This is a genomic window from Nonomuraea zeae (assembly GCF_005889725.1).
Lineage (GTDB): Bacteria > Actinomycetota > Actinomycetes > Streptosporangiales > Streptosporangiaceae > Nonomuraea > Nonomuraea zeae.
The window spans coordinates 1-20527 of record NZ_VCKX01000161.1 but is presented as its reverse complement, the minus strand read 5'-3'; the positions used below and the strand labels follow the sequence as shown (position 1 = coordinate 20527).

General features: G+C 72.1%; 13 protein-coding genes. 10 read left to right on the top strand and 3 right to left on the bottom strand.

The window, feature by feature from the left end; translation table 11 throughout:
- Positions 1-9: 9 nt before the first annotated feature.
- The 3 genes from ETD85_RS38265 to ETD85_RS38255 are packed head-to-tail and all read left to right on the top strand — an operon-like array spanning position 10 to position 6160.
- Positions 10-813 carry a glycosyltransferase gene (locus tag ETD85_RS38265; protein WP_138694720.1) on the top strand — a complete coding sequence of 268 codons (804 nt, stop codon included), beginning with the start codon at positions 10-12 and terminating at the stop codon, positions 811-813.
- Complete coding sequence (locus ETD85_RS38260; RefSeq protein WP_138694719.1) at positions 810-1904, top strand: glycosyltransferase family 4 protein; 1095 nt, start codon at positions 810-812, stop codon at positions 1902-1904. Before ETD85_RS38265 ends, ETD85_RS38260 begins: the two co-directional genes overlap by 4 nt.
- Entirely contained in the window at positions 1901-6160 is a 4260-nt protein-coding gene (locus ETD85_RS38255) for an alpha-(1->3)-arabinofuranosyltransferase domain-containing protein (protein ID WP_138694718.1), read from the top strand. Before ETD85_RS38260 ends, ETD85_RS38255 begins: the two co-directional genes overlap by 4 nt.
- Here ETD85_RS38255 and ETD85_RS38250 read toward each other — a convergent pair.
- Positions 6087-7235, bottom strand: a complete 1149-nt coding sequence (locus ETD85_RS38250; protein WP_170247069.1) for an acyltransferase family protein — start codon at positions 7233-7235, stop codon at positions 6087-6089. The genes ETD85_RS38255 and ETD85_RS38250 overlap by 74 nt on opposite strands.
- 191 nt (positions 7236-7426) lie before the next feature.
- Between ETD85_RS38250 and pgfA the strand changes: the two genes are divergently transcribed.
- Together pgfA and ETD85_RS38240 are read left to right on the top strand one after the other, a co-directional pair.
- Positions 7427-8344 (top strand): cell envelope lipid trafficking protein PgfA, encoded by a 918-nt coding sequence (pgfA, locus tag ETD85_RS38245; RefSeq protein ID WP_138694716.1) that lies wholly within the window; start codon positions 7427-7429, stop codon positions 8342-8344.
- Positions 8345-8510: 166 nt separating this feature from the next.
- Positions 8511-9617, top strand: a complete 1107-nt coding sequence (locus ETD85_RS38240; RefSeq protein WP_138694715.1) for an NAD(P)H-dependent flavin oxidoreductase — start codon at positions 8511-8513, stop codon at positions 9615-9617.
- Between the two features lie 41 nt (positions 9618-9658).
- On the opposite strand, the gene ETD85_RS38235 is transcribed toward ETD85_RS38240, so the two are convergent.
- Positions 9659-10468, bottom strand: coding sequence for a crotonase/enoyl-CoA hydratase family protein (locus ETD85_RS38235; protein ID WP_138694714.1), 810 nt, complete (start codon positions 10466-10468; stop codon positions 9659-9661).
- A 356-nt stretch (positions 10469-10824) separates the two neighbouring features.
- Here ETD85_RS38235 and ETD85_RS38230 point away from each other — a divergent pair, with 356 nt between their 5' ends.
- Genes ETD85_RS38230 through ETD85_RS38210 form a run of 5 tightly spaced genes read left to right on the top strand, consistent with a single transcriptional unit; the run spans position 10825 to position 17028 of the window.
- Entirely contained in the window at positions 10825-12387 is a 1563-nt protein-coding gene (locus ETD85_RS38230; protein WP_138694713.1) for an acyl-CoA synthetase, read from the top strand.
- A complete protein-coding gene (locus tag ETD85_RS38225) occupies positions 12377-13276 on the top strand; it encodes a Zn-ribbon domain-containing OB-fold protein (RefSeq protein ID WP_240779698.1) in 900 nt (299 codons plus the stop codon). Before ETD85_RS38230 ends, ETD85_RS38225 begins: the two co-directional genes overlap by 11 nt.
- Complete coding sequence (locus ETD85_RS38220) at positions 13273-14292, top strand: thiolase domain-containing protein (protein ID WP_138694712.1); 1020 nt, start codon at positions 13273-13275, stop codon at positions 14290-14292. The genes ETD85_RS38225 and ETD85_RS38220 overlap by 4 nt, the downstream gene beginning before the upstream one ends.
- 1 nt (position 14293) lies before the next feature.
- Complete coding sequence (locus ETD85_RS38215; protein ID WP_138694711.1) at positions 14294-15442, top strand: thiolase domain-containing protein; 1149 nt, start codon at positions 14294-14296, stop codon at positions 15440-15442.
- Positions 15442-17028 carry an acyl-CoA synthetase gene (locus tag ETD85_RS38210; RefSeq protein WP_138694710.1) on the top strand — a complete coding sequence of 529 codons (1587 nt, stop codon included), beginning with the start codon at positions 15442-15444 and terminating at the stop codon, positions 17026-17028. Before ETD85_RS38215 ends, ETD85_RS38210 begins: the two co-directional genes overlap by 1 nt.
- Positions 17029-17061: 33 nt before the next feature.
- Here the strand turns inward: ETD85_RS38210 and ETD85_RS63575 are convergent.
- Positions 17062-20527: hypothetical protein (locus ETD85_RS63575; RefSeq protein ID WP_170247068.1), on the bottom strand; the 3466-nt coding region annotated here is incomplete at its 5' end.

The following is a 20527-nucleotide window of genomic DNA, read 5'->3' as shown; positions in this document are numbered from 1 at the left end:
AGAGCCGCCATGCCGCCCTCTCCGCGAGGGGACGAGGGGACGAGCCGACCACCACTGCTTGAGATCGTCATTCCCGCGTACAACGAGGAACGACGACTTCCCGGGGGGCTCCTGCAGCTGTGCGCGAAGCTTGCCCGCATGCCGTTCCCGACTGCCGTCATCGTCGTAGACAACAACAGCACCGACCGTACGGCCGAGATCGTCGAGACCTGGCCGCACGGCCCCGTGCCCGTCCGGCTCGTCCGCTGCGACATCCCAGGGAAGGGAGCCGCCGTACGCGCCGGGCTGCTCGCCACCAGCGCGCCGTTCACCGGCTTCTGCGATGCCGACATGGCCACCGACCTCGACGCCGTTGACGTGGCCTTCGGGCTGCTGCTGTCCGGCGAGCGGGTGGTGATCGGCTCCAGGGGCCACCGGGGCTCCCTGGTGGAGAACCGGCACAGCAAGATCCGCGAGCTCGGCGCCTTCGGGTTCCGCGCGCTCGCTGGCGTGCTCGTGCCCGGAGTGAGCGACACCCAGTGCGGCTTCAAGTTCTTCGACGGCGTCCTGGCCCGCGAGGCCGCCAGCGTGCTGCGCACGCCCGGCTTCGCCTTCGACGTCGAGCTGCTCGCGCGCTGCGTCGAGGACGGCTCGGAGGTCCAGGAGATCCCTGTGCGCTGGCACGACGTGCCGGGCTCGCGCTTCTCTCCCGCCAGGCACACCTTCGGCATCGTGCTGGAGCTCGGGCGGATCTGGCTCCGGCTGCGCGCCCAGCCGCGCGCCGCCGCGCACCCGGCCTGGGAGCCGCCGCTCGACCCCGTCGGATATCCGTGAAGATCGCCGTCGTCAACTGGCGTGACCCCTGGCATCCCCAGGCGGGCGGCGCCGAGACGTACGCCTGGGAGCTGGCGCGCCGCTTCGCGCGCTCCGGCCACGAGGTGTGCTTCGTCACCGCCCGGGCGCCGGGGCAGAGCGGCAAGGACACCGTCCAGGATGTGCGGATCGTGCGGATGGGCGGTGTCTTCACCGTCTATCCGATGGTCCTCTGCTGGCTGCTGGCCCGGCGTGGCCGGTTCGACGTGGTGCTCGACTGCCAGAACGGGATCCCGTTCTTCACCCCCTGGGTGGTGCGGCGGGGCACCAGGGTGTTCTGCGTCATGCATCACGTGCACGACCGGCAGTTCGGGGTGCACATGCCGGGGTGGCTGGCGGCGTTCGGGCGCTTCCTGGAAGGGCCGGTGGCCCGGTGGAGCTACCGGCGGCACGAGAGCGTGGCCGTATCGCCGTCCACCGTGCAGGCCATGCGGGAGCGGCTCGGATGGCGCGGGACGGTGCACATCGTGCCGAACGGGGTGAGCGTCGCTCAGCCCGGAGAGGTCGTGCGAAGCCCGGCGCCGCGGCTCGTCTGCGTGGGCAGGCTCGTCGCGCACAAGCGGGTCGACCTGCTGCTCGACGCCGTGGAGTCGCTCAGGGAGCGCTGGCCCGAGCTGCGCGTGGACGTCGTCGGCAGGGGGCCGGAGGAGCCGCGGCTGCGGGCCCGGCTGCCCGAGGGCGTCACGCTGCACGGCTACCTGTCCGAGGAGGACAAGGCCCGGCTGGTGGGCCAGGCGTGGCTGCACGTGAGCGCCTCGCAGGGGGAGGGCTGGGGGCTGAGCGTGCTGGAGTCGGCCGCCCTCGGCGTCCCGACCGTGGCGTACGACGTGGACGGGCTGCGCGACGCGGTACGGCCCGGCGAGACGGGCTGGCTGCTGCCCGAGGGGACGGACCTGGCCAAGGGCATAGCCGCGGCACTCGACGAGCTGGACCACACTTATACCGTGAAATGTCGGGAATGGGCGGACCGTTTCTCCTGGGACCGCAGCGCGGACCGTTTCACCGCGCTGATGCTCGGCCATGACGTCGAGCCCGGCTGGGAGGCGCGGTGACCCGCCGGCCACCGTTGGATCGGCTGGTGGCGGGCCGCACGGCGACCCAGCCGGCGACCGACCGGCTGGTCGCGGGCCGCCCGGGCACCGGCCGCCCCAAGATCGTCCCGCCTGCCTCGCCCGCCCCGCCCGCGCAGGACGCGCAGGACGCGCCCGCCACCGGACGGGTGGACGGCGCGGGGCCGGCGAGCGGCCGGACGACCGGGCAGGCGATGGGGGAGCGGGCGCGGCAGCGCTTCTGGCTGCTGATCTGCTGCCTCGGCTTCGGCGTGCTGGCGTTCACCACGAAGCCGGGTCACCTCATCTCCGACACCAAGATGGACCTCGCGCTCAACCCGGTCGGCTGGCTGGAGCGCGCCGCCCACCTGTGGGACCTGCAGCACTTCGGCCAGCTCCAGAACCAGGTTGCCGGCTACATCTTCCCGATGGGCCCGTTCTTCGCGCTGGGCGACCTGGCGGGCGTCGCGCCGTGGGTGACGCAGCGGCTCTGGCTGACGCTGCTCATGTGCGTGGCCTTCCTCGGGGTCGAGCGGCTGGGCCGGCAGCTCGGCATCGGCACCCCCGGCACCAGGATCGTGGCCGCGCTCGCGTACGCGCTGGCGCCGCGGACGCTGTCCATCCTGGGCGAGATCTCGATCGAGTGGCTGCCCGCCGCGATGCTGCCGTGGATCCTCATCCCGCTGCTCACGGCCTCGGAGACGGGCCAGCGGGCGCGGGCGGCCATCAGGTCGGCGCTGGCCGTGGCGCTGTGCGGCGGCGTGAACGCGGTCGCCGTGCTGGCCGTGCTCGTCGCTCCGGTCCTCTACATCCTCACGAGGCCGCGCCCGGTGCCGCGCTGGCGCATGTTCGGCTGGTGGGCGGCCGCGGTCTCGGCCGCGACCCTGTTCTGGTGGCTGCCGCTGCTGCTGGTCGGCCGCTACGCGTTCTCGTTCCTGCCGTACACCGAGACCGCCGAGACCACCACGCAGGTCACCTCGCTCACGAACGTCCTGCGCGGCGCCTCCGACTGGGTGCGCTACCTGCCGCTCAGCGGCGTCTTCGAGCAGCCGCCCGGCTACACGATTGCCACCTCCGCGGCCATGGTCGTGGTCACCGGCCTCCTGGCCGCGCTCGGTCTGGCCGGGCTGGCCCGCCGCGACCTGCCCGCCAAGGGCTTCCTGGTGCTGCTGTTCCTGGTGGGCGTGACCGCGCTGGTGGCGGGGCACATGAGCGCGCTGGAGCCGATCGTGGCCGAGCCGGTGCGCTGGCTGCTCGACGGCCCGCTCGCGCCGCTGCGCAACCTGCGCAAGTTCGACCCCCTCGTACGCCTCGCGCTCGCCTTCGGGCTGGCCCACCTGCTCGTCAGGGCCAGGATGCCGCTGCGCACGATCTCGGTCGTGGCCTTCGCCGCGCTGGTGCTGCCGGTCTTCAACCAGGGCCTGGCGGCGCCCGGCGACTTCGAGGAGGTGCCCGCGCACTGGCGGGAGGCGGCCGCCTGGCTCGACGAGAACGCCGGCGACGACGGCGTGCTGATCGTCCCCGGCGCCAAGTTCGGCGAGTACGTCTGGGGCCGCCCCCTGGACGAGCCCATGCAGGCCCTGTCCAGCGCCCGCTGGACCACCAGGCAGATCACGCCCCCGGGCTCCGTGGGCCTGACCAGGCTGCTGGACGCCATCGACCAGCGGCTCACCGCCGGACACGGCTCGCCGGGGCTGACCGCCGTGCTGCGCCGCCTGGGCGTGCGCTACCTGCTCGTCAGGAACGACCTGATCAGGCAGAACCTCCAGGGCGCCTGGCCCGCCCGGATCTTCGAGGCGCTGCGCGAGTCGCCCGGCATCAAGCGGACCCGCTCGTTCGGCGAGCCCGTCGGCGACAAGGAGACCGACGACGCGGTCAACTCGGTGGACGCGCCCTTCCCCGCGCTCGACCTGTACGAGGTGACGGGCAGCTCGGACCTGGTCTCCGTGCAGCCCGTGGCCGACGCGCTGAGCGTGCGCGGCGGCCCCGACTCCCTGCTCGCCATGGGCGACCTCGGCCTGCTGGGCGACGGCCCGGTCCTGGTCAACGGCGACGCCGGCACCCGCGAGACGCCGACCGTGGTCAGCGACGCGCTGCGGCTGCGCGAGCGCTCGTTCGGTGAGATCAGGTCGAACTGGTCGCCCACCCTCACGGCCGACAAGAAGCCCGACTTCGCCGGAGTCAGGGCGCTGGACCTGCTGGAGGACGGCTGGCTGGAGGACACCGCGACCGCCGAGTACCGCGGCATCGCCGGCATCAGCGCCTCCTCCTCGGTCGCCGATCCGTACGCGATCGCCGGGATCAGCACCACGGGCCGCAGCCCGTGGGCGGCCATGGACGGCAACGCGGGCACCGGCTGGGAGAGCGACGGCACCAAGGCCCCGCAGGGCGAGTGGCTGCGCGTGGACCTGCCGGGGCCGATGCGGATCCCGTACCTCCAGGTCATGTTCGCCCCCGATCTGCTGCTCGGCCAGGTGGTCGGGCGGGTGGCCGTGGAGACCGAGTCCGGCAGCCTGGAGCAGGACGTCCGGCGCACCACGGACCCGCAGCGGCTGCGCGTCCCCGACGGGCCGACGAGCTGGGTACGGATCAAGATCGTCAAGACCGGGTCCCCGGAGTGGAGCTACGGGCAGCGGGTCGGCATCGTCGAGCTGTCCATCCCCGGGGTCGTGGCGGCCCGTACGATCCGCCTGCCCGGCAAGGGCGGCGACGTGTTCGTCATGGACCGCGGGCTCGACGAGCGGCCCGCGTGCATGCGCAACCAGACCCGGTGGATCTGCAACGAGCTGGCGCTGGCCAAGCAGGGCGAGGAGACCGGGTTCGACCGGACGTTCAACGCCGGGTCCGGCGCGAGCGCGAACGTGCGGGGATCGGCCGTGCTGAGGGATGCCGAGCTGTCCGACCGGTTCACCCGCGTGAGCGCGGGTCTGACCAGCGTGACCGGCTCCTCCCAGCTCACCGAGGACGCGGTGGTCTCGCCCAGGTCGGCGTTCGACGGGGACCCGAGCACCACCTGGATCCCCAAGGCCGAGGACACCGAGCCCACGCTCACGCTCGCCTGGAGGGGCAAGAAGACGATCTCGCGGCTGCAGATCGGCCGTCCCGGAGGCGACAAACAGCCGCTCGACGTGATCGTGACCGGCGACGGCGGCGTCGTCAGGGCGGGCCGGGCCGACGAGCGGGGCCTGCTCACGTTCAGGGCCATGTCCACCTCCAGGCTCAAGATCCGCTTCGCGCCCTTCTCCAAGCGGCTGCAGGTGACCGAGCTGGTGGTCCCGGGCCTCGACCCGGTGGGGCGGCCCGCCGACATCCCGCTCAGGCTGGGGTGCGGGCTCGGGCCCACCATCCAGGTGAACGGGCAGACGATCCGCACCAAGGTCGCCGGCACCCACGCCGACCTGCTCGAACAGCGGCCCGTCCAGATACTCGGCTGCTCGAAGGCGGAGGTCGCCGAGGGCGACAACCGGGTGCGGGTCGCGGGCTGGGAGCCGTTCGCGGTGGAGAACCTCGTGATCGGCACGCTCCCCGACAAGCCGCGCGGCGTGGAGGGCGCGGTGGTGCAGAGCGTCTGGACGCCGTCGGAGCGCGAGCTCAAGGTGAGCGCGCCCAAGGACTCCTTCCTCGTCGTCAACGAGAACTACAACGCCGGCTGGCGGGCGCAGATCGCCGGGAAGACCCTCAAACCCGTGCGGATCGATGGCTGGAAGCAGGGCTGGGAGCTGCCCGCGGGCACGTCGGGGACCGCCCGGCTGGAGTACGTGCCGGACCGCGCCTACTGGTTCGCGCTCGTCGGCGGACTGGCCGGGATCGCGCTGATCGTCCTGATCGCCCTCGTGCTGCGCGGACCGCGGCCCGAGCACGTGCGCGAGACCGCCCCCGCCTGGGCCGCGCGCCCGAGGCGCTGGCGCGCGCCCTACGCGGTCGTGGTGGGCCTCGCCTTCGGCGGCTGGGTCGCGGGCTGGCAGGGCATGGTCGCGGTGCTGGGCGCCGTCCTGGTGACCCTCCTGCTGCGCGCCAGACGGCGGCCCGCGCACTGGGCGGCCGCCGTCGCGTTCGGCGGCGCCACGGCGTCCCTCGCGGCGGCCATGGTGCTCAGGAGCCACGGGGTGGACGTGACGCTGTTGCTGGATCAGGTGCCGCAACTGGCCGCGTGCGCGGCCATGGGCGTGCTGTTCGGGCAGCTCGTCACGGAGCCGGCGCGACCGGCGCGGGAGCAGGAGCGCCCGGCGGCCGAGCAGGTGCTGACCGGCGTGCGCTGAGCCTGAGCGCGGGCGACTCCACCAGGTGGTAGCTGCCCACGCTCAGCAGCGTGGTCACCACGAACGACACCACCGCCACGCTGGGGAAGTCGGCGGAGAACGGCTGGGCGCCGGTGAGCTTGAGCTGCAACGTGATCACCGGAGCGTGCCACAGGAAGAAGCTGTAGGACACGCGGCCCAGATAGGCGGCCACCGGATTGCCGATCACGCGGTGCCTGAGCGAGTCGGGCCTGGACGCCAGCGCGAACGGCGCCACCAGCAGCACCGCCACCGCGGCCTCCAGGCTCACCCGCCAGAGCGACTGCGACAGGGTGGGCAGCGTCAGCGAGCGCGGCCCGGCCAGGCCCGTGCTCAGCACCGCGTACAGCAGCAGGGCCAGCACCAGGAGCTGCGGCGCCAGCGAGTCGATCACCCTGCTGTGCCCGATCCAGACCGACAGCACCGCCATCGCCATGCCGCAGGCGAAGAACACCAGGTGGTACGGCAGCCACAGCGCTATCTGCGGCTGCTCGAACGTCCGCGCGACGACCACTGCGGCCACCGAGATCGCCGGCAGCACCGCGATCCCGGCCAGCAGCCTGACCGGCCTGTTCGCGCCCGCCCGGGCCCACTTGTGCAGCGCCCACGCCATCAGCGGCAGCAGCACGTAGAACGACATCTCGATGGGCAGCGTCCACATCTGGTAGAGCCCGTCCGGCGTGGGATCGCCAGGGAAGTAGTTCTGCACCAGCAGCAGCCACTTCACCCAGCCGGTCCAGTCGAAGGAGCTCCACGCCCACAGCGCCAGCCCGGTCACGAGCCAGTAGACGGGCATGACGCGCAGCAAACGGCGCCACAGGTAACGCGCGGGGCGGGGACGTGGCGTATCCTCGATCACCGCGCGTGCCCACGGGCGGTACAACAGCAGGCCCGACAGGAGGAAGAAGATTGGCACGGCGATGCCGAGCCGGCTCATCATCCAGGCGTACATGCCCTCGCGGTACATGACGCCCGTGTTGCTGCCGACGTGCAGCAGCCAGACCCCGAGAGCGGCGATCGCGCGGATGCCGTCGAGGGCGGCGTCCCTGCTCCTCATCCCTGCCTCCACGCTGCTGCTCACCCGAGGGTCTCCCGGGCTGTATTCCTGGGCGAAACCACGATAGAACTTGTTTCTATCGATTTGGTTGCGGTGGTAAGGCCGCCAGTGACGCGCATCACCCCCTGTCATACTTTGTTGCTCGACGCTCACACGAGACGACAACACGTTCTACTAATGCGGAGGCCTCGATGGGTCGTATCTCCACGCTCGTCCTCATCGGGTTCGGCGCTTTCTTCATAGCGTTGGCGCCGCTGCTGAAATTCTGGGCGGCCGAGCAGATCATCTCGGCGCCCGCGGACCAGTTCGGCATCTCCCGGCTGGAGGCCAAGGGCGCCCAGTACTTCTCGCTGCAGGACCTGAAGGTCCTCACCGGTGACCTGGACATCATCGTCACCACGCGCGGGGACGTGAAGGAGGCCAACTCCGACCGGGTGGTCTGGGACGAGGCCACGGTCGTCAACGACGTGACGAACTCCCGCCCGCAGATCGACATCTCCGAGCGGCGCAGCGCCTTCAACCGCTACACCGGCGCGGGCGTGAACTGCTGCGGGACCAGCATCGAGAAGGCCCCGGTCACGCTTGAGGGGCAGATCTACAAGTTCCCGTTCGGCGTGGAGAAGAAGACGTACAAGGTGTTCAACGCCACGGCGGGCAAGGCGTTCGACGCCACGTTCGTCCGCGAGGACAACGTCAACGGCCTGCCCGTCTACGTCTTCGAGCAGAACGTCCCGCCGACCAAGACCGAGACCCGCACCGCGCCCGCCAACGTGCTCGGCATCACCGGCACCACCGGCGACGTGCAGGTGGACCGCTGGTACGACGGCAAGACGACGTTCTGGGTCGAGCCGGTCACCGGCGCCCCGGTCCGCCAGGAGCTGCAGCGGCACGAGGTACTGAAGACGCAGGACGGCGTCGAGCGCACCGCGGCCTTCATCGCCACCGCGAAGATGACCGAGCAGACCGTGAACGACCTGGTCAAGAACGCCGAGGACGGCAAGAGCACCGTCAACCTGCTGCGCAACATCATCCCGCTGGTGCTGCTGATCCTGGGCGTCGTCCTGGTGGTGGCCGGCGTCCTGCTGGGGCGTGGCCGCCGCACCGAGTGACCTGTCGAGATTCCAGGGGCCCGCATTTGCGTCGCGGGCCCTTTCTCATTGCGTCTCAACGCCGAACTAGAACACGTTATCGTCCTAGGTTACTCACCGGTACCGACGAAAGGTTCTAGTCTAGAACGCGTTGCAGTTTGTTGATGGGCGGACGTATTGTCGGGCCATGCGGACACGTGTCACGGACATGTTCGGAATCGAGCTCCCGATCTTCGCCTTCAGCCACTGCCGGGATGTGGTCGCCGCCGTCAGCCGGGCGGGTGGCATGGGGGTCCTCGGGGCGCTCTACTTCACGCCAGAAGAGCTCGAGATGGAGCTCAAGTGGATCGACGACCACGTGGACGGCAAGCCGTACGGGGTGGACGTCGTCATGCCGGCCTCGTACGAGGGCGCGGACTTCGCGCCCGAGGAGCTCGTCGGCCGCCTGCAGTCGATGATCCCGGACGGGCACCGCGCCTTCGTCGAGGACCTGCTCGCCAAGCACGGCGTGCCGCCGCTGTCCTCGGACGCGGATCACGGCCGGGTGCTGCTCGGCTGGACGGACGCCACGGCCAGGCCGCAGGTGGAGGTGGCCCTGCGCCATCCCATCGCGCTGCTCGCCAACGCGCTGGGCCCGCCGCCCGCCGACGTCGTGGACCTCGCCCACGCCCACGGAGTCAAGGTGGCCGCGCTCGCCTCCACCCCCCGCCACGCGCTCAAGCAGGTGGAGGTCGGGGTGGATGTGGTCGTCGCCCAGGGCACCGAGGCCGGCGGCCACACCGGCGAGATCTCCACCATGGTGCTGATCCCGCAGGTGGTGGACGCCGTGGACGTGCCCGTGCTGGCCGCGGGCGGGATCGGCAACGGCCGTCAGATGGCGGCGGGGATGGCGCTCGGCGCGGAAGGCGTCTGGACGGGCTCCCTGTGGCTCACGGTCGAGGAGGCCGACACCCCGGAGATGGCCAAGCGCCGCATCCTGGAGGCCACCTCCAGGGACACCGTGCGCTCGCGGAGCTGGACGGGCAAGCCCGCCCGCCTGCTCAGGAACGAGTGGACGGAGGCGTGGGAGTCCGCGGAGTCGCCGGGGACGCTGCCGATGCCGATGCAGTTCATGCTGGTGTCGGACGCGCTGCGGCGGATCGGGCGGTCCGACGTCTCGGAGCTGGCCACGTTCCCGGCCGGGCAGATCATCGGCATCACCAACCAGGTCCGCTCGACCAAGGACGTGGTCTTCGGGCTGCTGGAGGAGTACGCCGAGGCCCTCGAACGGCTGGACCGCATCACCGCCGACTGACCTCCCGGCGGGCGGGGCCGCCCGCCGGGGTCCAGCGTGCTTCAGTGGGCCTGGTAGGTCGGAGGGCGCTTCTCGCGGAAGGCCCTGGTGCCTTCCTTGGCGTCCTCCGAGCCGATCACCGGCCACCCGAGGTCGTCCGAGACCTTGAGCGCCTCGGGCTCCGGCAGGCCGAGGGTGTCGCGGTAGGTGCGCAGGATGGCCTGCACCGCCAGCGGCCCCGACGCGGCCACGTCCGCCGCCAGCTCGCGGGCCACCGCCAGCGCCTGGCCGTCCGGGACCACCCGGTTGACCAGCCCCATCGACAGCGCCTCCGCCGCCGTGATCGGGCGGCCGGTGAGCAGCAGGTCCATGGCGTGGCAGTACGGGATCTGCCTGGGCAGCCGGACGGCGCTGCCGCCCATGGGGAACAGCGCGCGCTTGGCCTCGAACAGGCCCAGCGTGGCCGACTCGGCCACCACCCGCAGGTCGGTGCCCACCAGCAGCTCCGTGCCGCCGGCCACCGCGTAGCCCTCGACCGCGCAGATGATCGGCTTGGTCGGCAGGTCCTCCCGCAACAGGCCCTTCCAGTGGAAGTTGGGGATCTGCGCGGCCCTCGCCTGGACCGCCGGGTCCGTCGACGGCTGGCCCATGGCCTTGAGGTCGGCGCCGGAGCAGAAGGTGCCCTCGGCGCCGGTGAGGATCGCGACCCGGATCCCGGGCTCGGCGGACGCGTACGCCCATGCCGAGGCCAGGCCGATCAGCATGTCCGAGGACAGCGCGTTGCGGGCCTCGGGCCGGTTCATGGTGACGGTCAGGACGTGGCCGTCGCGTTCGATCCGGCAGTGCGGCGTGCTGATCGGCAGGAGCTCCACGTATGCCTCCGAAGTCAGTTAATCAAGCGCTTGCTACGAACTTCGGCCCCAGGATACGCTCCCACCAACAAACAAGAACAGGTTCCTATTTTCTCTCTCTGCAAGACGAGCTGCCTCACGTGATTTGGCGAGGGAGTGCCGTCGTCTGGGAGGAGCGGCGGGAGCGCAGCGACCAGAGCGGGAGGAAGACGGCGGCGTGAGGCGACCGAGCCCGCCTTCACGGAGTGGAGGCCATGGGTGCGGCAGTGCCGTCGTCTGGAGGAGTGGCGGGAGCGGAGGGACCAGAGCGGGGGAAGACGGCGGCGTAGGGCGACCGAGCCCGCCGAACGAAGTTCGGCCATAGACAGGGAGATCAGATGGGGACGCTCGGTTTCTGGAGGCTGGCGCAGGCGGATCCCGAGTGGATCGCGGTCGTGGACCCCGACGGTACGCAGCACCGCGCCGGCGACCTGCTGGCCCGGTCGAACCGCCTCGTGCACGGGCTGCGCGAGCTGGGGCTCAAAGCCGGTGACGGCGTCTGCGGGCTGGCTCCGAACGGCGCCGACGGCCTGGTGCTCTACCTGGCCGCCCTTCAGGCCGGCTGGTACTACACCCCGGTCAACTGGCACCTCACCGGCCCCGAGATCGCCTACATCGTCTCCGACAGCGAGGCCCAGGCGTTCTTCGTCCATCCGCGCCACCTCAAGGAGGGAGCCATCGGCGCCGAGGCCATCGAGCCCGGCCGCCGCTTCCTGCTGGGGGACGACCCGGGCGACGGCACGGCGGCCGGGTTCCGCCCGGTGACGGAGCTGACCGACGGGCAGCCCGACAGCCTGCCCCCCGACCGCACCGCCGGCGCCACCATGCACTACACCTCCGGTACGACGGGCAAGCCCAAAGGCGTCAGACGCCAGCTGAACGGCCTGGACCCGGACGACGCCGCCGAGCTGATGACCTTCCTCCTCGGGCTGTTCGGCATCACCCCGGGCCGCCCCAACGCCCACCTCGTCACCTCCCCGAGCTACCACACGGCGGTGACCCAGTTCGGCGGCACGGCCCTGCACATGGGCCACACGCTCGTCTACATGGACAGATGGGACGCCGAGGAGATGCTGCGGCTCTGCGAGCGCCACCGCGTCACGAGCTCCCACATGGTCCCGACGCACTTCAAGCGCCTGCTCGCGCTGCCGGAGCAGACCCGCGCGCGCTACGACCTGTCCTCGCTCACGTGGATGATCCACGCCGCCGCCCCCTGCCCGGTCCCGGTGAAGTGGGCCATGTTCGAGTGGTGGGGCGACTGCGTGTACGAGTACTACGCGGCCACCGAGGGCGGCGGCACCCTGGCCACGCCGGAGGGCTGGAAGTCACACCCCGGCACGGTCGGCTCCGCCTGGCCGATCAGCGAGCTGCTGATAGCGGACGAGCAGGGCGAGCCCGTAGCGACAGGCACGCCAGGCACGATCTACATGAAGATGATGGGCGTCCCGTTCGAGTACAAGGGCGACCCCGCCAAGACCGCAGCGAACCGGCTCAAGGACTACTTCACCGTAGGGGACATCGGATATCTGGACGAGGACGGCTTCCTCTACCTCTGCGACCGCAAGGCCGACATGATCATCTCCGGAGGAGCGAACATCTACCCCGCCGAGATCGAGAACGAGCTCATGATCCACCCGAAGGTGGCGGACGTGGCCGTGTTCGGCATCCCGGACGAGGAGTGGGGCGAGCAGATCAAGGCCGTCGTCGAGCCCGCACCCGGGGCGCAGCCGGGCCCCGAGCTGGCGGCCGAGCTGCTCGCCTCGCTGGAGGGCCGCCTGGCCAAGATGAAGTGGCCCAAGACGGTCGACTTCATCGCCGAGATGCCCCGAGAGCCCAACGGCAAGCTGCTCAAGCGCAAACTCCGCGATCCGTACTGGGAGGGACACGACCGTGCCATCTGACCCGCTGGTAGCTCAGCACGTCCTGGAGTTCCCCGGCGGCTACACGCGCACCACGGGCCCGGTGATCGGCCGCTTCCTGAGCGAGTTACGCGGCCGGCGCATCGTCGGCGTGCGGACCGCCGAGGGCCGGGTGCTCGTGCCGCCCCTCGAGTACGACCCCGCGACCGGCGAGCCGGTGACCGGCGAGTACGTCGAGGTCGGCCCGGCCGGCACCGTCACGACGTGGGCCTATGTCCAGGAGCCGATCGACGGCCACCCGCTCGACCGTCCCTTCGCCTGGGCCACGATCCAGCTGGACGGCGCGGACACCGCCCTGGTGCACGCCGTGGACACGGACAATCCCAAGCTGCTGCGGGCAGGGCTGCGCGTCTGGCCGGTCTGGCGCGACCGGCCCACCGGCCACATCACCGACATCTCCCACTTCGCCCCCGAGGTCACGAAGATCGTCTCCACCGTGCGCGCCGAATACCGCCTCCAGGCGGGCGGCGCGCTGCGGGTCTTCCTCGGAGGCGTCGCGCGCGGCGTCTTCCTCGGCGGCCGGTGCGAGACCTGCGACAAGGTGTACGTGCCCTACCGCATGTCGTGCCCGGAATGCGGCAGCGCCATCGGGGACACCCTCGAACTGCCCGACACCGGGACGATCACCACGTTCGCCATCAACAACCTGCCCGACCCGCGCGCCCCCGAGGTGCCGTTCGTGTCGGCGTACATCCTGCTGGACGAGGCCGACATCCCCATGATCGCGCTGATCGGCGGCGTGCCCGCGCACGAGGTGCGCCAGGGCATGCGGGTCAAGGCGGTCTGGGTGCCGGAGAGCGAGCGCACGGCGTCCATGGCGAACATCCGCTGGTTCGCCCCCACCGGCGAGCCAGACGTGGAGCTGTCATGAGAGACGTGGCGATCGTCGCGTTCGCGCAGACGCGGCACACCGATCACGACACCGGGCTGACCGAGCCCGAGCTGATCCTGCCGGTGATCAACGAGGTCAAGGAGCGCACCGGGCTCAAGCGCTTCGGCTTCACCTGCTCGGGGAGCTGCGACTACCTGGCGGGCGCGCCCTTCTCGTTCGTCTCCGCCCTGGACGCGCTGGCCGCCTGGCCGCCCATCTCGGAGAGCCACGTGGAGATGGACGGCGCCTGGGCGCTCTACGAGGCCTGGGTACGCCTCCAGCACGGCGACATCGACTCGGCCCTGGTCTACGGCTTCGGCAAGTCGTCGCTGGGCGACCTGAACAAGATCATGACGCTCCAGCTCGATCCGTACTACCTGGCCCCGCTCGGCCTCGACCAGCTCTCCTACGCCGCGCTCCAGGCCAGCGCGGTAGGCGCGGACCGGAAGGAGCTCGACGAGATCGTCCGGCGCAGCCGGGCCGACGGGCGAAGCAACCCGTACGCGCTCGACCTGCCCGACCCGGACGGCGCGGACTTCGCCGTGCAACCCCTGCTGAAGACGGACGTGCCGCCCATCACGGACGGCGCGGCCGCCATCGTGCTGGCGGCCGGAGACCTGGCCGGGCGGCTGACGCCGAATCCCGCCTATATCAGGGGCATCGCGCACCGCATCGAGCCCCACTACCTGGGCATGCGGGACCTCGCCCGCTCGGCCTCCGCGGCCGACGCCGCACGTGCCGCGGGGGTCGGCAAGGGTCCGGTCGAGGTCGCCGAGCTGCACGCCCAGTTCCCGCACGAGGAGATCATCCTGCGCGAGGCGCTGGAGCTGCGCGGCGACACGGTGATCAACCCCTCGGGCGGCCCGCTGGCCGCCAACCCCGTCATGGCCACCGGCCTCATCCGCATCGGCGAGGCGGCGCGGCGCATCTACGACGGCGCCGCGGCCCGGACGGTCGCGCACGCCGCCGGAGGCCCCTGCCTGCAGCACAACCTCGTCACAGTCCTGGAGGCTTGAGATGGGCAACCGGTGTGCGGTCATCGGCGTCGGCCAGACGTACTACACGACCAAGCGCAGGGACGTGTCGATCGCCGGGCTGGTCCGCGAGGCGGCGCTGCGGGCGCTGGAGGACGCGGGGCTCACGTTCAAGGACATCGACGCCGTGGTCGTCGGCAAGGCACCGGACCTGTTCGAGGGCGTGATGATGCCGGAGGCGTACCTGGCCGACGCGCTCGGCGCGGCGGGCAAGCCGATGATGCGCGTGCACACCGCGGGCAGCGTCGGCGGCTCCACGGCGCTGGTCGGCGCCAGCCTCATCCAGGGCGGGGTGCACGAGCGGGTGCTGGTGGTGGCGTTCGAGAAGCAGTCGGAGTCCAACGCCACCTGGGCGCTGTCCACGCACCTGCCGTTCAGCGCGTCGCTGGTGGTGGGCGCGGGCGGCTACTTCGCGCCGCACATCCGCGAGTACATGCGCAGGTCGGGCGCGCCCGGACATATCGGCTCGCTGGTGGCGGTCAAGGACCGGCAGAACGCGCTCAAGAACCCCTACGCGCACCTCAAGATCCCCGGCATCGACCAGCGGATGGTGGAGTCCACGCCGATGCTGTGGGAGCCGATCCGCTACCTGGAGACCTGCCCGTCCAGCGACGGCGCGTGCGCGATGGTCCTGTCGTCGGAGTCCGCGGTCACCGGCACCCCCGCCTGGGTGCACGGGACCGCCATGCGCTCGGAGCCGATCTTCCGCGCCGGGCGCGACGCGGTCAGCCCGCTGGCGGGCAAGGACTGCGCGGCCGACGTCTACCGCCAGGCCGGGATCGCCGACCCGAGGCGGCAGATCGACGTGGCCGAGGTGTACGTGCCGTTCTCCTGGTACGAGCCGATGTGGCTGGAGAACCTGGGGTTCGCGGCAGAAGGGGAGGGATGGAAGCTCACCGAGTCCGGCGCCACGGCGCTCGACGGTGACATCCCGTGGAACGCCTCGGGCGGCGTGCTGTCGAGCAACCCGATCGGGGCCTCCGGATTGATCAGGTTCGCCGAGGCCGCGCTCCAGGTGCGCGGGATGGCGGGCGAGCACCAGGTGGACGGCGCCCGTACGGCGCTCGGCCACGCCTATGGCGGGGGAGCCCAGTTCTTCGCGATGTGGATCGTCGGACGGGAGAAACTCTGATGGAGTTCAACCACGCTGACTTGTTCGAAGGGCTCGCGGACGCGATCGGGGACAGGACGGCCATGGTGTGCGGCGACGAGCGCCGCACCTACGCCGAGCTGGACGTCGAGTCGAACCGGCTCGCCCACTACCTCATGGACCTCGGGGTGCAGCCGGGACAGCACGTCGGGCTGCACCTCTACAACGGTGTCGAGTACGTCGTGGGCCTGCTCGCCGCGCTGAAGATCAGAGCGGTGCCGATCAACGTCAACTACCGCTACGTCGAGGCCGAGCTGCTCTACCTGTACCAGGACTCCGACATCAGAGCCCTGGTCTACGACGTGGAGTTCGACGCGCGGGTGGCCGCCGTCGTGCACCAGGCGCCGCTGCTGGACCATCTGGTCTCGGTGGGCGGGGCGTCGTCGATCGCGTCGGCGGTGCCGTACGAGACGGCCCTTGAGCGGGGCAAGCCCGAACGCGGCTTCCCGCCGCGCTCGGGACAGGACGTGTACATCATCTACACCGGCGGCACCACCGGCATGCCGAAGGGCGCGATGTGGCACGTCGAGGACCTGTTCATGGGCTTCGGCGGCGGCAACCCCTACGGCGAGCCGCGCGCCACCCCGCAGGAGGTCATCGACGAGGCGGTCAAGGCCGGCCCCATGGTCATGATGGCCGCGCCGCCGCTGATGCACGGCGCGGCGCAGATGGCCACGTTCATCACCTGGTGGATGGGCGCGACCATCGTGTACGTGCGCAAGTTCGACGCCGCGGAGGTGTGGCGGACGGTCGAGCGCGAGCGCGTCTTCACCATGAACATCACCGGCGACGCCATGGCCAGGCCCCTGGCCGATGCGCTGGAGGGCGGCGGCTACGACGTCTCCTCGCTCTTCGTGGTCAGCTCGACCGGCGCGATCCTGTCCGGCGCGGTCCGCGACCGCCTCCAGGAGCTGCTGCCCAACGTGATGATCCTCGACAACTTCGGCTCCACGGAGTCCGGCTACACCGCATCGGGCGTGGCCGGCTCCTCGCCGGAGAAGGGCCTGCGCTACCAGCCGAACTCCGTGGTCAATCTGGCAGTGCTGGACGAGCAGGGCCGCCCCGTGACGCCCGGCTCCGGCCAGATGGGGACGGTCGCGAGGTCGGGGCGGGTCGCGTTCGGCTACTACAACGACCCGGAGAAGACCGCCCGCACGTTCGTCACCGACGAGGGCGGCACCCGCTGGCTGCTGACCGGCGACCTCGCGACCGTGGACGCCGACGGGACCGTGAACGTGTTCGGCAGAGGCTCGCAGTGCATCAACACCGGTGGGGAGAAGGTCTTCCCCGAGGAGGTCGAGGCGGTGCTCAAGGGGCATCCCTCGGTGTTCGACGCGGTGGTGACCGGGGTGCCCGACGACCGGTGGGGGAGCCGGGTGGCGGCCGTGGTGGAGCCGCGCGAGGGCGTCGAGGTCACGGCCGAGGAACTGGACGCGCACTGCCGGAGGCTGCTGTCGGGGTACAAGGTGCCTCGTTCGTACGCGTTCGTGGCGGAGATGGTGCGCTCGCCCGCGGGCAAGGCCGACTACCGCTGGGCCCGCGAAACGGTGGAGTCGAGCGACTCCTAGGGGCTAGAGGACGCCGGGCGGCCCGCTGACGGCTCAGCGGGTCGTGAGGCGCCGGAGCTCGTCCTCGACGGCCCTGCGCTCCTCGCTCGCCCCGGCCTTCTCCAGCAGCCGCAGCCGGCCGTGCAGCACGTCGCGGAGCAGCGCGCCGAGCTCGTCGCCCTGCTCCGTGCCCGCGCCGTCCTGCCTGCCCGCTCCGACGAGGTCCCGCAGCAGCCCGGCGGAGACCCGCAGCGCGGCGTCGGCGGCGTCGTCCCGGCCCAGCTCCTGCTGGCAGAAGCCGAGCCGGGCGTGCGCCACGGCCCTGGACAGCTCGTCCCGCGTCACCTGCGTGCCGCGATGGAAGACGAGCCCGGCCTCCAGCCCCCGGCCCGCCTCCATGAGCGCGTCGCCCAGCATGAGCATCGCCCTGGACAGCAGCCCGCCGAGCAGCGGGTCACCGTCCGGCGCGAACCGCTCCAGCGCCGCCACCGCCTCCCGCAGCGGCTGGACGGCCTCCGCCGCCAGGTCCCGCATCCTGAGCGCGGCGGCCAGCGTGAGGCAGGCGCCGGCCCGGCTGGTGTGCAGGGCGTGCGTGTTCATGCCCGTGGTCAGCAGCTCGTCGTAGATCGCGATCGCCTCCCGCGCCCTGGCCTCGGCCTCCGTGCCGCCGTCCAGCCGCAGCAGGGGCAGCAGCTCGGAGCTCTGCGCCAGCGAGTCAGCCAGGATCGCCCGGTACGTGAGATCGCCCGGCGACCGCCTGGCCACCGGGATCAGGCCCTCGACCAGCGCGTTCGCGGAGTCCAGCGCGCCCAGCATCATGTGGCACCTGGCCAGCCGCTGGGTGGCCAGCGCGTGCTTGAGCGTGCCCCGCGGGTGCCCGTCCGCCGCGATCCCGGCGTACTCGGCGGCCTCCGCCGCCCGCCCGGCCGCCAGGAGATCGTCGGCGATCATCGCGGCGGTCTCGGCCGCCGCCGGCGGGTCGGGCAGCCGGCTGAACAGGCCGAACGCCTCCACGAGATGCGCCAGCGCCTCCTGCTTCCGGCCGAACGCCCGCAGCACCCGCCCGCGCACCTGGATCGCCTGGGCCCGTACGTCCGGCAGCTCCCGTCCCGTCTCCTCCTCGGCCCGGTCGAGCTCGGCCAGCGACCAGGTGATCGCCTCCAGGGCGGCCTGCGGGCGGTCGAGCATGGCCAGGCTGGAGCCGAGCCGGGCGTAGGTGACGGCGGCGGTCGCGGGGTCGTCCAGCTCGTCGCACAGATCGGCGGCCCGCTCGCAGTGGGCCAGGGCCTCGACGGGACGGCCGTGTTCGAGCAGCTTGACGGCGTACCGGTTGAGGGTGGCGGCCAGCGGCCCGGCGTCGTCCGGCTCCCGGCCGAGCAGGTCGACGGCCCGCTCCAGCACGGCCAGGCCGTCGTCGGGCCGCTCGGCTGCCGCGAGGGTGCCGGCGGGCCGCTCCGTCGTGTTCGCGGCGGACTGCTCCGTCGTGTTCATGGGGTCGTGATCGAGCCGGGTTTGCGCCGTCAGCGTTGTCAGGGCCGTCAGCGTCGTCAGGGTCGCCAGTGCCGCCAGGGCCCGGCCGAGGTCGCGCCGGTAGGAGCCCGAGCCCGAGACGGCGGCGAGCCCTTCGTACACCCGGACGGTCAGCTCGGCGGCCAGGACCGCGCTCTCGCCGTCACCCGCCCGCTCCGCGGCGGCGGCGAACCGCGCCAGGCACCGGCCGTACTCGTCGTGCACCTCGGGATGCCCGCTCGGCGGCGCCCCCTGCTCCAGCGCCTGCCCGAACCCGCCGAGCGAGGGCAGCAGCAGCCGCCCGGCGTCCTCCGCGCCGGCCAGCTCGCCGAGAAACCGGGAGAGCTCCTCGATGAGGGAACGGAGCACGTCCGGCCCGGGCAGCGGCCGCATTTCGAGGATCCGGGCGTGCAGGCCGATCCCGGCCGCGGGTCCCTCCTCCGCCACCCGCATCCTGGCCAGCCGGATCAGCGCCATCGAATGGACGTCGATGAGATCGGGCGGCGGGGGGCCGTGCCGCACCAGGAGCGCCGTGCCCTCGGCCAGTCTCGTCGCGGCCAGGTCCCTGCCACGCGACCCGCCACCGTCGCTGTGCGGCTCGGCGTTGTCGTGCAGCTCGGCCAGGCACAGGCCGCTGAGCTCCAGGCAGGTGGCGGTGAGCAGGTCGTCCCGGGCGCTCGGCGCGGCCGGCAGGAGGTCGAGCGCCTGGGTGACCGCTTGGAGCGCGCCTGGCACGTCCCCTCTGGTGAAGCGGATCCCGGCCTGGAGCCGCAGCGCCCCGGCGAGCGCCCGCGGCGATTCGAGCCGCTCTCCCACCAGCCCCGTGTACAGCTCGACCAGCCGACCGGCGGCGGCCTCCGCGTCGGACGGGGAGGCGGTGCGGGACAGCGCGACGGTCTCCAGGATCCGCAGCTCGCCCAGCTCGGTGCGGAACGCGAGGTTCGTGCTGATCTGCGGCTCGTAGGACTCGATGGCGGTGCTCAGGTGCGGCAGAGCCTCCCCGTCGCGGCCGAGCGCGACCAGCGTCCGCCCGAGCGCCGCCGCGACCATGCCCTCGGCGATCGCGTGCAACCGCTCCGGTACGGAGTGCCGCTGGAGCAGCTCGGCGGCCTGCGTCGCCAGCACGAACCCGTCCCCCGCCCGCCCCGAGTCCGCCCACGCGCGGGCGAGCACGGTCTGGGCGGACAGGCAGGCGTGGATCTCCTCCGGCTCCGGCGTGCCCGTGCTCTCGACGGCCTTCCTGTGCTCGGCCAGCAACTCCTCGGCTCTGGCGACGGCCTGTTCGGATCGGGCGGCGACCAGTGCCAGCAGCCAGGGCGGCTCCTGCCCGCGCTCGGCGGCCGACGCCGCGCGCAACCGGCCCAGTCCGGCTCGCACCTCGGACCGTTCGCGCAGGTAGGCGCCGTCCGCCGCGTCCAGCACGTCGTACAGCTCGGCGGCGAGCTCCAGTTGCGCCACGCCGTCGGCGGTCCGGCCCAGCTCGGCCAGGCACAGGCCGAGCAGCCGCCTGGCCCTCGCCTGCGTCGCCGTGTCGCCGTCCGCCGCCACGCACCCGGCCTCCTGGAGCGGGCCGAGCGCCTCCTCCGGCCGGTCGTCGACCAGCAGCAGCTCGCCCTGGTGGAGCAGCTGTCCGGCCAGCTCGGGGCGGTGCTCGTCGGGCTCCAGCGTGACCAGGGCCCGCAGGTGCCGTACGGCCTCCGCGGCGGAGCGTACGGCGGCGTCCAGGTCGTCCAGCCGGTCGTGCAGCCTGGCCAGCAGGGCGGCGGCTTCGGCCAGCATGTGCCGCAAGCCGGGCTCCTCGCCGGCCAGGCCGCGCAGCCGGACGACGGCTTCGGTCGCGGGGACGAGCGCCTCGCGCGGCCGGTCGTGCGCTTCCAGCCAGGCGGCGAGCTGGTGCAGGCGGTGGGCCACGTCCCGGCTCGTGGAGGCCGCGGCCCTGACGGCGCCCGCGACGCCGACCGCCAGGCAGGCGGCCAGCTCGGGCAGCGCCGCCGCGTCCGCCTCCTCGAAC

Bases quoted from the DNA above. Each gene is read 5' to 3' on its own strand.
- ETD85_RS38265 (WP_138694720.1), top strand. From the start codon at position 10: ATGCCGCCCTCTCCGCGAGGGGACGAGGGGACGAGCCGACCACCACTG.
- ETD85_RS38250 (WP_170247069.1), bottom strand. From the start codon at position 7,235: ATGAGGAGCAGGGACGCCGCCCTCGACGGCATCCGCGCGATCGCCGCT.
- pgfA (WP_138694716.1), top strand. From the start codon at position 7,427: ATGGGTCGTATCTCCACGCTCGTCCTCATCGGGTTCGGCGCTTTCTTC.
- ETD85_RS38240 (WP_138694715.1), top strand. From the start codon at position 8,511: ATGCGGACACGTGTCACGGACATGTTCGGAATCGAGCTCCCGATCTTC.
- ETD85_RS38230 (WP_138694713.1), top strand. From the start codon at position 10,825: ATGGGGACGCTCGGTTTCTGGAGGCTGGCGCAGGCGGATCCCGAGTGG.
- ETD85_RS38220 (WP_138694712.1), top strand. From the start codon at position 13,273: ATGAGAGACGTGGCGATCGTCGCGTTCGCGCAGACGCGGCACACCGAT.
- ETD85_RS38215 (WP_138694711.1), top strand. From the start codon at position 14,294: ATGGGCAACCGGTGTGCGGTCATCGGCGTCGGCCAGACGTACTACACG.
- ETD85_RS38210 (WP_138694710.1), top strand. From the start codon at position 15,442: ATGGAGTTCAACCACGCTGACTTGTTCGAAGGGCTCGCGGACGCGATC.